Here is a 12,662-nt window from a genome sequence, read left to right as displayed (position 1 = left end):
GTCAGCCCGCGGCCTTCTCGGCGAATGTCGGCTCGATGATCGTGTCGAGCGCCTGGTCGACGGCGCTCTGACCACCGGTCACGGCATCGGAGTCGACGAGGACCGGAGCGATCTTCTTCAGGACGGCGAGCTGGGCGTCGCCGGGGATGCCGCTGACGTCGAGGTTGGAGCGCTCGCCGATCACGGTCGTCGCGACCTTCGGGTCGATCCCCGCGACGTCCGCGAGGAGCGCCGCGGTCTCGTCGGGGTTCGCGAGCGCCCACTCGCGGGCCTCCTCGTAGGCGTCGACGACGACCTGCGCGACGTCCTCGTGGTCGGTGAGGAACTCCTCCGTCGCGTTGAGGAAGCCGTAGGAGTTGAAGTCGACGTTCCGGTAGATGAGCTTGTCGCCGGACTCGACCTCGGCTGCCGCCATGATCGGGTCGAGACCCGCCCACGCGTCGACGGAGCCTCCGTCGAGGGCGGCGCGCCCGTCCGCGTGCTGCAGGTTCTGCACGTCGACGTCCTTGACGCTCAAGCCCTCGGTCTCGAGCGCCTGCAGGAGGAAGAAGTACGGGTCGGTTCCGCTGGTCGCGGCGACCTTCTTGCCCTTGAGGTCGGCGACCGAGGTGATGTCGCTGTCCGGGCCGACGACGATCGCCGACCACTCCGGCTGCGAGTACACGTCGATGACCTTGATCGGCGAACCGTTCGCCCGCGCCAGGAGCGCAGCCGAACCGGCCGTCGAACCGACGTCGAGCGCTCCGGCGCGGAGGAGCTCGTTGGCCTTGTTCGACCCGGCGGACTGCGTCCACTCGACGTCGACGTCGTCGCCCAGCGCCTTCTCGATGAGGCCCTGGTCCTTCACCACGAGGCTGAGCGGGTTGTAGGTCGCGAAGTCGATCGAGAGGGTGTCGGTCGACCACGATCCGGCGCTCGCGCCGTCGGAGGTCGAGCTCGCGTTCTCGCCGGCGAGGCATCCTGTCGCCATGAGCATCACCACGGCACCCACGGCGAGGGCGGGAACGGTGCGGCGGATGACGGTGCTCATCGGGTCTCCTGAAGGGTTGAGCGGTGGGTGTCGACGCCGAGCCCCGCGAGGAGCTCGGCGCGGAGGTCCGTGAAGCCGCGATCGGCGCGGTCACGGGGACGGATGCCGGGGACCTCGATCACGCGGGCGATCGAGGAGTCCTCGGAGTCGGCATCGATCGCGCGCAGCTGGATCACGCGATCTGCCAGGTAGAGCGCTTCCTCCACGTCGTGCGTCACGAGGACGACGGTCGTGGGTTCGGCGGAATGGATGTCGAGGAGCAGGTCCTGCATCCGGAGGCGGGTGAGGGCGTCGAGGGCTCCGAACGGCTCGTCGAGCAGCAGCACCTCGGGTCCGCGTGCGAGAGCCCGCGCGAGCGACGCCCGCTGGGCCATCCCGCCCGACACCTCGCGGGGACGGAGAGAAGCGGCGGCGGTCAGCCCCACGAGTTCGAGGAGCTCGGCCACGCGAGCGGACGCGTCGGAACGCGCGGTGCCGCGCGGCATCCCGATGGCGACGTTCTGCGAGATCGTGCGCCACGGCAGCAGGCGCGGTTCCTGGAAGGCGACCGCGGTGCGCTCGTCCGTGTCGCGCAGTGGTGTGCCGTCGACGGTCACGGATCCGGCCGTCGGCGCGTCGAGACCGGCGAGGAGGCGCAGGAGCGTCGACTTGCCGCATCCCGAAGGCCCGACGATCGCGATGATCTCACCGGGTTCGATGTCGAGGTCCACCCCGCGCAGGACGGGGACGGGCGCGGATGCTCCGGAGAAGGTCCGACGAACACCCGACAGCGACACGGCACCCCGCGGTGCGGTCGTGCTCCGGGCAGCGTCGGAGGCGGCGAGCACGGTGGACATGAGTCCAGCTTCCCGGACCCCGGCGCGGCTCCCGCATCGGAGCGTAACGATGTGAAACGAAGCGCCGGGATGCCGCGGCGTGCGTCAGTGTGCGAGTCGGGCGACCTCCGCCGCGGCGCGCGCGACGTCGTCGTTCACGACGCGGTAGTCGAACTCGCCCTGCGAGGCGAGCTCGACCCGTGCGGTCTTCAGCCGGCGTGCCCGCTCCTCTTCGCCCTCGGTCCCCCGACCGACGAGCCGGTTCACGAGCTCGTCCCAGCTGGGCGGCAGAAGGAAGACGAGCGTCGCGTCGGGAGCGGCGGCGCGGACCTGGCGCGCGCCCTGCAGATCGATCTCGAGCAGAACGGTCCGCCCTTCGGCGAGGGCGACATCGATCGGGCGACGCGGGGTGCCGTAGCGGTATGCGTTGTGCACCGTCGCGTATTCGAGGAGCTCACCCGCCTCGACCATCCGATCGAATTCGGCGTCGTCGACGAAGAAGTAGTGCTCGCCCTCGACCTCGCCCGGTCGCGGCGGACGCGTCGTCGCGGACACCGAGAGGAGGATCTCGGGGTGGTGCTCCTTGATGTGCGCTGCGACCGTCCCCTTCCCGACCGCAGTGGGGCCGGCGAGCACGATCAGACGGCTCCGTGCCTCGCGCGCGCGCGGCTCGGGCAGGCGACGGTCGAGGTAGTCCTGCAGCACCTGCCGCTGGCGGATGCCGAGACCGCCGATCTTCTTCACCGGGGCGATCTGCAGGTCCGCGAGGATGCGGTCGCGCTTGCCCTCGCCGATGGCAGGGATCGCGGTGAGGAATTCGGTCACGCGCATCGCGGCGGCCGCGGACTGCGGCTCGGCCCATGCGCGCCGCAGCAGGTCCTGCGGGCTGATGACGCGCGTCGACACGTCGCGCTTGAGGGCGGCACGCTCGCGGCGCGCAGCGACGGCACGACGCGACGCGGCGGCGCGGTCGACCTCGGGAGGGGTGCGGGAGTCAGGCATGTCGGGCGTCCTGGAGTTCGGAGTTGTGGGTGTCGATGGCGGTGGCGATCCCGTCGGGACCCGCGCCGAGGATGCTGCGGCTCGCGCTGGCGAGCACCTGCGGCGCCAGGGCACCGAACCGCTCGGAGATGTCGCGAAGGCGGGCACCCTGCGCTCCGAATCCGGGGGCGAGAAGGGACGCGCGGTGCAGCGAGGCATCCGTCAGTCCGAGATCTGCGCGCTCCACTGTAGCCCCGACGACGAAGCCGACCGGACCGAAACGGTCCTCCCCCACCACTGCCGACGAGTTCGCCGCGCCGGCGCGCTGCGCGACCCAGTCCGCCACCGTCTGGCCGCGCTCGGCGTCGACTGCGGTGATCTCAGCGGACTGGAGGCCTGCGGCCTCGGGGTTGCTGGTCGCCGCGAGGACGTAGACGCCCTTGCCCTCTCGAACGGCCGTCGCGATCGTGCCGCGCAGCGAATCCGGTCCGAGGTAGGGGCTCACGGTCACCGCGTCGGATTCGAGCGGAGAACCGGCCGACAGCCAGGACTCGGCGTACCCGTCCATCGTGCTCCCGATGTCGCCGCGCTTCGCGTCGGCGATGACGATCAGGCCCGCTGCGCGGGCCGTCCCGATGACGTCCTCGAGTGCCGCGTAGCCCGCTGACCCGAAGCGCTCGAAGAACGCCACCTGCGGCTTGACCACACCGACACGGGTGCGCGCGGCATCCACGACGCGGAGCCCGAAGTCGCGGACGCCCGCAGCGGATGCCGGGAGCCCCCACGCGGCCAGGAGCGACGCGTGAGGGTCGATGCCGACGCACAGCGGACCGCGGGCGTCGAGCGCCGCGGCCAGCCGCGAACCGAATGAGGTCACACCGCCGCCTTCCGGTCGGCGGCGTACTCCTGCAGGCTCCGGACCTCGAACCCGTTCCGCAGGACGGGCATCGCCGACACCGCCGCGCCGAGCACCGCCATCGTGGTGAACAGCGCCTTGTCGGCGGCCACCGCGGCGGCGCGGATCTCGTAGCCGTCGGCCCGCGCGATGCCGCCCGAGGGGGTGTTCACGACGATGTCGATCTCGCCCGCGTTGATGAGGTCGACGACGTTCGAGTCACCTGAGTCCTGCGTCTCGGAGTACTTGGAGACGACTTCGACCCGGATGCCGTTGCGCGCGAGGATCTCCGCCGTGCCCTCCGTGGCGATGAGCGTGTACCCGAGCTCCTGCAGACGGTGCGCTGGCAGGATGACGGCTCGCTTATCGTCGTCGGCGACCGAGAGGAAGACGGTTCCCGAGGTCGGCATCCCGCCGTACGCTGCGGCCTGGCTCTTCGCGAACGCGGTCGGGAAGTCCCGATCGATTCCCATGACCTCACCGGTGGAGCGCATCTCGGGGCCGAGCACGGAGTCGACGGTGCGGCCGTCGGCGGTGCGGAACCGCTTGAACGGCAGCACGGCCTCCTTGACGGCGACGGGGGCGTCGAGCGGCACACGCGAGCCGTCCTGCTCCGGAAGCAGGCCTTCCGCGACGAGCTCGGCGATCGAGGCGCCCGCCATGATGCGGCTGGCGGCCTTGGCCATCGGGATGCCGAGTGCCTTCGAGACGAAGGGCACCGTGCGCGACGCGCGAGGGTTGGCTTCGATGACGTAAAGGACGCCCGCCGACACGGCGAACTGGACGTTCAGGAGGCCTCGCACGCCGACGCCCTCGGCGATGGCGTGAGTCGCGACGCGCACCCGGTCGATCTCGCCCCGGCCGAGCGACATGGGCGGCAGGGTGCACGACGAGTCGCCGGAGTGGATGCCGGCCTCTTCGAGGTGCTCCATGACGCCGCCGATGTAGAGCTGCTCGCCGTCGAAGAGCGCATCGACGTCGATCTCCACCGCGTCGTCGAGGAAGCGGTCGACCAGGAGCGGAGCATCCTCGCGGATGATCGCCTGGTCGGCGATGCGCACGAAGTAGTCGCGCAGGCTCTCGGTGTCGTACACGATCTCCATGCCGCGTCCGCCGAGCACGAAGCTGGGGCGGACGAGCACGGGGTAGCCGATCTCATCGGCGATGGCGATAGCGCCCGCCTCGTCGGTGGCCGTCCCATGACGCGGCGCGGTGAGACCCGCGCGGTCGAGCAGCTGCGAGAAGAGCTCTCGCTCCTCCGCGATGTCGATCGCGGCGGGCTTCGTGCCCAGGATGGTGTACCCGGCCGCCTCGATGCCCTTCGCGAGGCCCAGCGGCGTCTGCCCGCCGAGCTGGCAGATGACACCGACGATCTCGCCCGACTGCGCCTCGGCGTGCAGCACCTCGAGGACGTCCTCCAGCGTGAGCGGCTCGAAGTAGAGGCGGTCGCTCGTGTCGTAGTCGGTCGAGACCGTCTCGGGGTTGCAGTTGACCATGATCGTCTCGAAACCGGCATCCGACAGCGCGAACGAGGCGTGGACGCACGAGTAGTCGAACTCGACGCCCTGGCCGATGCGGTTGGGGCCGGAGCCGATGATGACGACCTTGCGTCCTTCGCTCGGCGTGACCTCGGTCTCACGGTCGTACGACGAGTAGTGGTACGGCGTGAGCGCCGGGAACTCGCCCGCGCAGGTGTCGACCGTCTTGTACACGGGGCGCAGGCCGAAGCCGTGACGGATGCCGCGCACGTCCGTCTCGCCGAGACCGCGGAGTTCCGCGATCTGAGCATCGCTGAAGCCGTGGTCCTTCGCGAGGCGCAGAATGTCCTCGGTCAGCTCGTCCGCGTCGCGGATGTACTCGGCGACCTCGTTGATGAGGATCATCTGGTCGAGGAACCAGGGGTCGATCGCGGTGGCGTCGAACGCCTGCTCGAGCGTCGCGCCCTTGCGGAGCGCCTGCTGCAGGACGACGATGCGGCCGTCGGTGGGCGTCTTCGAGACCTCGAGGAGCTCCTCCATCGAGCGCTCCTCGGGTCCCCAGTGGAAGCTGGAGCCGCGCTTCTCGAGGGAGCGGAGCGCCTTCTGGAGCGCGGTCGTGTAGTTGCGGCCGATCGCCATCGCCTCGCCGACCGACTTCATGGTGGTCGTGAGGGTCGTGTCGGCGGCGGGGAACTTCTCGAAGTTGAAGCGGGGCACCTTGACGACGACGTAGTCGAGCGTCGGCTCGAAACTCGCCGGGGTCGCCTTCGTGATGTCGTTCGGCACCTCGTCGAGGCGGTACCCGATGGCGAGCTTCGCGGCGAGCTTCGCGATCGGGAAGCCGGTCGCCTTCGAGGCGAGGGCGGACGAGCGCGAGACGCGCGGGTTCATCTCGATGACGATGATGCGGCCGGTCGCCGGGTCGACGGCGAACTGGATGTTGCAGCCACCGGTGTCGACGCCGACGGCGCGGATGATGTCGATGCCGATGTCGCGGAGCTTCTGGTACTCGCGGTCGGTCAGCGTGAGCGCGGGAGCGACGGTGATCGAGTCTCCGGTGTGCACACCGACGGGGTCGACGTTCTCGATCGAGCAGACGACCACCGTGTTGTCGGCGGTGTCGCGCATGAGCTCGAGCTCGTACTCCTTCCAGCCGAGGATCGACTCCTCGAGGAGCACCTCGGTCGTGGGCGAGTCGCGCAGGCCCGCGCCGCCGATGCGGCGGAGGTCCTCCTCGTCGTACGCGAAGCCGGATCCGAGGCCGCCCATCGTGAACGAGGGCCGGACGACGAGGGGGTAGCCGAGCTCCTCGGCACCGGCGAGCAGGTCGTCCATCGTGTGGGCGATGACGCTGCGCGCGACGTCAGCACCGGACTCGAGGACGAGCTCCTTGAAGACCTGACGGTCCTCACCCTTGCGGATCGCGTCGACCTTGGCGCCGATGAGCTCCACGCCGTACTTCTCGAGGATGCCGCGGTCGTGGAGGGCCATCGCCGCGTTCAGGGCGGTCTGGCCGCCGAGGGTCGGCAGGATCGCGTCGGGCTTCTCCTTGGCGATGATCGTCTCGATCACCTCGGGGGTGATCGGCTCGACGTACGTCGCGTCGGCGAAGTCGGGGTCGGTCATGATCGTGGCCGGGTTCGAGTTGACGAGGATGACGCGGACGCCCTCCTCGCGGAGGACCCGGCACGCCTGGGTGCCGGAGTAGTCGAACTCGCAGGCCTGACCGATGACGATCGGGCCCGATCCGATGACGAGGACGCTCTGGATGTCGTCGCGCTTAGGCATTCTTCGTCTCCTGGGTGGCGACCACGAGGTCGCGGAAGCGGTCGAACAGGTAGTTGGCGTCGTGCGGGCCGGCGGCGGCCTCGGGGTGGTACTGCACGCTGAACGCCGGGAGGTCGAGGGCGCGAAGGCCCTCCACCACGTTGTCGTTGAGGCCCACGTGGCTGACCTCGACGCGGCCGTAGCCGTTCGGGCTGTCGATGACGCCCTCGATGGGCGCGTCGACAGCGAAGCCGTGGTTGTGCGCCGTGATCTCGACGCGGCCCGTGGTCTTGTCGAGGACCGGCTGGTTGATGCCGCGGTGCCCGAAGGGCAGCTTGTACGTCCCGAACCCGAGGGCGCGGCCGAACAGCTGGTTGCCGAAGCAGATGCCGAAGAACGGCAGGCGGGCGTCGAGGACCTCGCGCAGGAGCGCGACGTGACGATCGGATGCCGCGGGGTCGCCGGGGCCGTTCGAGTAGAAGACGGCGACGGGGTCGACGGCCTGGATATCGGCGAACGAGATCGTCTGCGGCAGGACGTGGACCTCGAACCCGCGGGCGGCGAGGTTGTTCACGGTGGCCTGCTTCACGCCGAGGTCGAGGATCGCGAGGTTGCCGATCTTCTCGCCCACGGCGGGGGTCACCTGCGCGGCGGGCACCGAGACGTCCGCGGACAGGTTCTGCCCGCTCATCTCGGGCGCCTCGCGCACGATGCGCAGCTGCTCGTCGTCGCTGAGCGCCGCGTCATCCCCTGAGAACACCCCGCCCCGCATGGAGCCCGCTGATCGCAGCACCCGGGTGACCGCGCGCGTGTCGATGCCGCTGATGCCGACGATGCCGTCGCGGACGAGGGCGTCCTCGAGCGAGTGGTCGGCGCGCCAGTTGGAGACGATGCGCGAGGGGTCGCGCACGACGTACCCCGACACCCAGATGCGGCGGGACTCGTGGTCCTCGCCGTTCATGCCGGTGTTGCCGATGTGCGGTGCGGTCTGGAGAACGATCTGACCCGCGTAGGACGGGTCGGTGATCGTCTCCTGGTACCCGGTCATCGCCGTGGCGAAGACGACCTCGCCGAGGGTGGTGCCGCGGGCGCCGTAGGCGTGCCCGGGGTGTCGGGTACCGTCCTCGAGGACGAGGACGGCGGGTTCGGGAGCTTGGAATTTCTGAATGCTCATGCGTCGCTTCCGGGAATCTGCTGGGGAGAGGTGGGAGAAGAGGTGGCGGGGAGGACCCGGCTGATCGCGTCGCTGAGCGATCGCGCGGAGAGGTCCTGCGGGCGGAGGTAGCTGTCGACGACCGTGCCTTCCGGGGTGGTCCACGCGAGACGGACGAGGCCGTCGCGCTCGACGACCCGGTCGATGGCGACCGTCGCCTGGCCCACGGAGACCAGGGCGTCCGCGGCGAGGAAGATCCGCGGCTGGCCGGTCAGATCGAGAGCCACGCCGGCATCGGTCACGGTCACGTCGACGCGGGACCGGAAGGCGAGCCCGCGGATCGCGAGCCGTTCCAGCGCATCGTCGTGACGGGTCGTGGCGACGTACAGTCCCTCCGAGCGGAGACTCGTGACGGCACCGTCGGGGGCATCGCCGACCGGGGCGGTCAGGCCCGCATCCCGCCTCGATCGTCGTCGCCAGGCGATCAGTCCGATCACGATCAGCAGGACGGCGACCGCCACCATGACGAGGACGGCAGCCTCGCGCGTCACGAGGCGACCTCGGCGACGACCGCGCCGTCGGCGACGGTCTGTCGGCCGCGGAAGAACGTCGCGCGTACCTCGCCCGGCAGCTCCCGCCCCAGGTAGGGCGAGTTCACACTGCTGCCCCGCAGGTCGTCCGTGCTGAATGCGCGGACCGGCGCCGGGTCGTAGAGGGCGAGGGATGCCGGCGATCCGACCGCGATCGGGGTCCCGGCATCCGCGAGCCTGCCGATGCGAGCAGGGGCCGATGACATGACACGGACGACGTCGGACCACTCGAGCAGACCCGTTTCGACCATCGCGGCGTGCACGACGCGGAGGGCGGACTCGAGTCCGACCATCCCGTTGGCCGCAGCCTGCCATTCGCAGGTCTTCGCTTCGGCGGGATGCGGGGCGTGGTCGGTGGCGACGATGTCGATCGTGCCGTCCGCGAGTCCCTCTCGGACCGCGCGCACATCCTCGTCCCGCCGCAGCGGCGGGTTGACCTTGAAGCGCGGGTCGTATCCGCGGACGAGGTCCTCGGTCAGCAGCAGGTGGTGGGGCGTGACCTCGGCCGTGACGTTGATGCCGCGCTTCTTCGCCCACCGGATCAGGTCGACGGAGCCGGCAGTCGAGAGGTGGCAGACGTGCAGGCGCGAACCGACGTGCTCGGCGAGGAGCACATCGCGCGCGATGATCGATTCCTCGGCGACGGCCGGCCATCCCGTGAGGCCGAGCTCGGCCGAGACGGTGCCCTCGTTCATCTGCGCACCCTCGGTCAGTCGCGGGTCCTGCGCGTGCTGCGCGACGACGCCGTCGAAGGACTTCACGTACTCCAGCGCCCGGCGCATGATGAGCGGGTCGAAGACGCAGAAGCCGTCGTCGCTGAAGACGCGGACGCGGGCGCGTGATGAGGCCATCGCGCCGAGCTCGGCGAGCCGCTCGCCCTTCTGCCCGACCGTGACGGCGCCGATCGGCTGGACGTGGGCGTAGCCGGCGGCCTCGCCCAGGGCGAGCTCCTGCTCGACGACGCCGGCCGTGTCGGCGACCGGAGAGGTGTTCGGCATGGCGAACACCGTCGTGTAGCCGCCGGCGGCGGCGGCGCGGGAGCCCGACAGGATCGTCTCGGACGCCTCGTAGCCCGGCTCTCGGAGGTGGGTGTGCAGATCCACCAAGCCGGGCAGTGCGATCAGGCCGTCGCCATCCACCGTCCGTGCGCCGTTCTCGCTGAGGCCCGTGCCGAGCTCGGCGATGACACCGTCTCGGATCAGGATGTCCGCGGCGATGCCGCCGTCGATCCGCGCCCCGCGGATGAGGATGCTCTCGCTCATCGGGCCTCCTCCTGTGGGTGGGTGGTGGGTCGCTCCCCCGCCAGGAGCAGGTAGAGCGCCGCCATGCGGACCGAGACACCGTTCGCGACCTGCTCGAGCACGGTCGATCGTGGTGAATCGGCGGCGTCGGCGGAGATCTCCAGACCCCGGTTCATGGGTCCGGGGTGCATGACAATGCTAGCGGTCGGAAGAGATCCCATCCGCGCGGCATCCAAGCCCCAGCGGCGTGAATACTCCCGTTCAGTGGGGAAATAGGCCGCATTCATCCGCTCCAGCTGGATGCGGAGCATCATGACGGCGTCCGGCGCCGACGCGATGGCCTGGTCGAGGTCGTAGGAGATCGTCACCGGCCAGGCCGAGACGTCCTGCGGGACCAGCGTCGGAGGTGCCACCAGGGTGACCCGGGCCCCGAGCGTCGTCAGCAGCCAGACGTTCGACCGCGCGACGCGCGAGTGCAGGATGTCGCCGACGATCGCGACGCGGAGCCCCGTGAGGTCGCGGCCCCGGCTGTCGTCGCCGAAGAAGCGCTTGCGGATGGTGAACGCGTCCAGCAGAGCCTGCGTCGGGTGCTCGTGCGTTCCGTCGCCGGCGTTGAGCACCCCTGCGGAGATCCATCCGCTCGTCGCGAGCGTGTGCGGGGCTCCCGAGGCACCGTGACGGATCACGACCGCGTCGGCGCCCATCGCCTGCAGGGTTTGCGCGGTGTCCTGAAGGGACTCTCCCTTGGAGACCGAGGACCCCTTCGCGGAGAAGTTGATGACGTCGGCCGAGAGCCGCTTGGCAGCCGCCTCGAAGGAGATCCGGGTGCGCGTCGAGTCCTCGAAGAAGAGATTGACGACGGTCTTGCCGCGGAGGGTGGGGAGCTTCTTGACCTCGCGGGACTGCGTGTCACGCATGTCCTCGGCGACGTCGAGGATGCGGAGCGCGTCGTCCCGACTGAGGGTGCGGGTGTCGAGGAGGTGTCTCATGACGCGATCGTCACCTCTTCGGCGCCGTCGACGTCGGCCAGCCGCACGTTGACGCGCTCGTCACGCGAGCTCGGCAGGTTCTTGCCGACGAAGTCCGGCCGGATGGGGAGTTCGCGGTGACCGCGGTCCACGAGGATCGCGAGGCGCACGACGGCGGGCCGGCCGATGTCCTGCAGCGCGTCGAGGGCGGCACGGATGGACCGGCCCGAGAACAGCACGTCGTCGACGAGGACCACGGTCTTCGCGTCGATGCCGCCGGGCGGGATCTCGGTGGGGCGCGGCGTCCGCGTGGGATTCCGGTGCAGATCGTCGCGGTACATCGTGACGTCGAGCGATCCGACCGGGACGGTCACGCCCGTGAACGACGCGATGAGCCCCGCGATGCGTTCGGCGAGGGTGACGCCCCGAGTGGGGATCCCAAGGAGCACGAGCCCGTCGGGGCCCTTGTTCGACTCGAGGATCTCGTGAGAGATGCGCGTGAGTGCGCGGGCGATGTCAGCGTCGTGCAAGACGATGCGCGAAGTCATCCGCCGCTCCCTTCTCCGCCTCACAGGACGGTGTTAAAGGTTGCTTGTACGAGACCACTCTAGCGGGGCCGGGCGGTGAGCCGCGGCATCCGGTCGCTCTCCAGGACTCCCCCGCCGACGAGAGACGGCATCGCGGCCGAGACTCGACGCGAAGCCGCGTATCTCGGACGGGATGCCGTCTGTCGGTGGATGTGCCGGGTCGCCGGCCCTCGGGTCAGGAGCGCGCGATGCGGGCGAGGACGCCGTGCACGAACGAGCCGGAGTCGTCGGTGGAGAACTCCTTCGCGAGCTCCACCGCCTCGTCGATGGCGACCGCGGTCGGGATCTGGTCGTTGTGCAGGATCTCCCACACCCCGATGCGGAGGATCGCGCGGTCGACCGCCGGCATCCGCTCGAGCTTCCAGTCACGCGCGTGCGTGACGATCTGCTCGTCGATCTCGCTCTGCGCGTCGATGACGCCGTCCACGATCTCGCGGGCATACAGCCAGGAGGCCTCGCGCGCCGGCTCGTTCGCCGCGCGCTTGGCCTCGGCGGCGAGGGTGACGCCGAGGTCATCGCCCCGGATGTCGGACTGGTACAGGATGTCGAGGGCGCGCTTGCGCGCCTTGCTCCGAGCGCTCATCGGGCGGTCAGTTCACGCGGCCGAGGTAGTCCCCGGTGCGCGTGTCGACCTTGACCTTGGTGCCCTGGTCCACGAACAGCGGGACCTGGATCTCGTAGCCGGTCTCGAGGGTCGCGGACTTCGTGCCGGCCGAGGAGCGGTCGCCCTGCAGGCCCGGCTCGGTGTACGTGATCTCGAGGACGACCGAGGCGGGCATCTCGACGTAGAGCGGGTTGCCGTTGTTGAGCGCGATCTGCACCTGCTGGTTCTCGAGCAGGTAGTTGGCCGCGTCGCCGACGACGGTGGCCGAGACGTTCAGCTGGTCGTAGTCGGCGACGTCCATGAAGACGTAGCTGTCGCCGTCGTTGTAGAGGTACGTGAAGTCGCGGCGGTCGACGTTCTCGATCTCGATCTTCGCGCCCGCGTTGTAGGTGCGGTCGACGACCTTGCCCGAGACGACGTTCTTGAGCTTCGTGCGGACGAAGGCGCCACCCTTACCGGGCTTCACGTGCTGGAACTCGACGACGTTCCAGAGCTGTCCGTCGATGGACAGGACGACGCCGTTCTTGATGTCTGCAGTGGATGCCATGAGAGT

General features: G+C 69.9%; 12 protein-coding genes. All 12 read right to left on the bottom strand.

Annotated elements, in window-relative coordinates; translation table 11 throughout:
* Window position 1: 1 nt before the first annotated feature.
* Window positions 2–1,030 (bottom strand): aliphatic sulfonate ABC transporter substrate-binding protein, encoded by a 1,029-nt coding sequence (locus tag BLP38_RS04610; protein ID WP_091353589.1) that lies wholly within the window; start codon window positions 1,028–1,030, stop codon window positions 2–4.
* Window positions 1,027–1,866 (bottom strand): ABC transporter ATP-binding protein, encoded by an 840-nt coding sequence (locus tag BLP38_RS04605; RefSeq protein WP_091353586.1) that lies wholly within the window; start codon window positions 1,864–1,866, stop codon window positions 1,027–1,029. The genes BLP38_RS04610 and BLP38_RS04605 overlap by 4 nt, the downstream gene beginning before the upstream one ends.
* A gap of 84 nt (window positions 1,867–1,950) precedes the next feature.
* The gene (gmk, locus tag BLP38_RS04600) at window positions 1,951–2,847 is read right to left on the bottom strand and encodes a guanylate kinase (protein WP_091353583.1); all 897 of its coding nucleotides are present in this window, start codon (window positions 2,845–2,847) and stop codon (window positions 1,951–1,953) included.
* A complete protein-coding gene (gene pyrF, locus BLP38_RS04595; RefSeq protein WP_091353580.1) occupies window positions 2,840–3,703 on the bottom strand; it encodes an orotidine-5'-phosphate decarboxylase in 864 nt (287 codons plus the stop codon). Before pyrF ends, gmk begins: the two co-directional genes overlap by 8 nt.
* Entirely contained in the window at window positions 3,700–6,987 is a 3,288-nt protein-coding gene (gene carB, locus BLP38_RS04590; RefSeq protein ID WP_091353577.1) for a carbamoyl-phosphate synthase large subunit, read from the bottom strand. The genes pyrF and carB overlap by 4 nt, the downstream gene beginning before the upstream one ends.
* Window positions 6,980–8,140 carry a glutamine-hydrolyzing carbamoyl-phosphate synthase small subunit gene (gene carA, locus BLP38_RS04585; protein WP_091353575.1) on the bottom strand — a complete coding sequence of 387 codons (1,161 nt, stop codon included), beginning with the start codon at window positions 8,138–8,140 and terminating at the stop codon, window positions 6,980–6,982. The genes carB and carA overlap by 8 nt, the downstream gene beginning before the upstream one ends.
* Window positions 8,137–8,670, bottom strand: a complete 534-nt coding sequence (locus BLP38_RS04580) for a PH-like domain-containing protein (protein ID WP_091353572.1) — start codon at window positions 8,668–8,670, stop codon at window positions 8,137–8,139. The genes carA and BLP38_RS04580 overlap by 4 nt, the downstream gene beginning before the upstream one ends.
* Window positions 8,667–9,971: a dihydroorotase gene (locus tag BLP38_RS04575; protein ID WP_091353569.1), complete on the bottom strand. Its 1,305-nt coding sequence runs from the start codon at window positions 9,969–9,971 to the stop codon at window positions 8,667–8,669. Before BLP38_RS04575 ends, BLP38_RS04580 begins: the two co-directional genes overlap by 4 nt.
* Complete coding sequence (locus BLP38_RS04570) at window positions 9,968–10,939, bottom strand: aspartate carbamoyltransferase catalytic subunit (protein WP_091353566.1); 972 nt, start codon at window positions 10,937–10,939, stop codon at window positions 9,968–9,970. Before BLP38_RS04570 ends, BLP38_RS04575 begins: the two co-directional genes overlap by 4 nt.
* Window positions 10,936–11,466 carry a bifunctional pyr operon transcriptional regulator/uracil phosphoribosyltransferase PyrR gene (pyrR, locus tag BLP38_RS04565; RefSeq protein ID WP_091353563.1) on the bottom strand — a complete coding sequence of 177 codons (531 nt, stop codon included), beginning with the start codon at window positions 11,464–11,466 and terminating at the stop codon, window positions 10,936–10,938. The genes BLP38_RS04570 and pyrR overlap by 4 nt, the downstream gene beginning before the upstream one ends.
* A 214-nt stretch (window positions 11,467–11,680) precedes the next feature.
* Window positions 11,681–12,088, bottom strand: a complete 408-nt coding sequence (gene nusB / locus BLP38_RS04560) for a transcription antitermination factor NusB (RefSeq protein ID WP_091353558.1) — start codon at window positions 12,086–12,088, stop codon at window positions 11,681–11,683.
* Between the two features lie 7 nt (window positions 12,089–12,095).
* Window positions 12,096–12,656, bottom strand: coding sequence for an elongation factor P (gene efp / locus BLP38_RS04555; RefSeq protein WP_091353554.1), 561 nt, complete (start codon window positions 12,654–12,656; stop codon window positions 12,096–12,098).
* Window positions 12,657–12,662 lie beyond the last annotated feature (6 nt).

It is taken from the genome of Microbacterium sp. LKL04 (genome assembly GCF_900102005.1).
Lineage (GTDB): Bacteria > Actinomycetota > Actinomycetes > Actinomycetales > Microbacteriaceae > Microbacterium.
The sequence above is the reverse complement of the archived record's forward strand: the minus strand, read 5'-3'. Positions and strand labels throughout refer to the sequence as shown.

Bases quoted from the DNA above. Each gene is read 5' to 3' on its own strand.
- carA (WP_091353575.1), bottom strand. From the start codon at position 8,140: ATGAGCATTCAGAAATTCCAAGCTCCCGAACCCGCCGTCCTCGTCCTC.
- BLP38_RS04605 (WP_091353586.1), bottom strand. From the start codon at position 1,866: ATGTCCACCGTGCTCGCCGCCTCCGACGCTGCCCGGAGCACGACCGCA.
- BLP38_RS04575 (WP_091353569.1), bottom strand. From the start codon at position 9,971: ATGAGCGAGAGCATCCTCATCCGCGGGGCGCGGATCGACGGCGGCATC.
- nusB (WP_091353558.1), bottom strand. From the start codon at position 12,088: ATGAGCGCTCGGAGCAAGGCGCGCAAGCGCGCCCTCGACATCCTGTAC.
- BLP38_RS04610 (WP_091353589.1), bottom strand. From the start codon at position 1,030: ATGAGCACCGTCATCCGCCGCACCGTTCCCGCCCTCGCCGTGGGTGCC.
- pyrR (WP_091353563.1), bottom strand. From the start codon at position 11,466: ATGACTTCGCGCATCGTCTTGCACGACGCTGACATCGCCCGCGCACTC.
- carB (WP_091353577.1), bottom strand. From the start codon at position 6,987: ATGCCTAAGCGCGACGACATCCAGAGCGTCCTCGTCATCGGATCGGGC.
- efp (WP_091353554.1), bottom strand. From the start codon at position 12,656: ATGGCATCCACTGCAGACATCAAGAACGGCGTCGTCCTGTCCATCGAC.
- gmk (WP_091353583.1), bottom strand. From the start codon at position 2,847: ATGCCTGACTCCCGCACCCCTCCCGAGGTCGACCGCGCCGCCGCGTCG.
- BLP38_RS04570 (WP_091353566.1), bottom strand. From the start codon at position 10,939: ATGAGACACCTCCTCGACACCCGCACCCTCAGTCGGGACGACGCGCTC.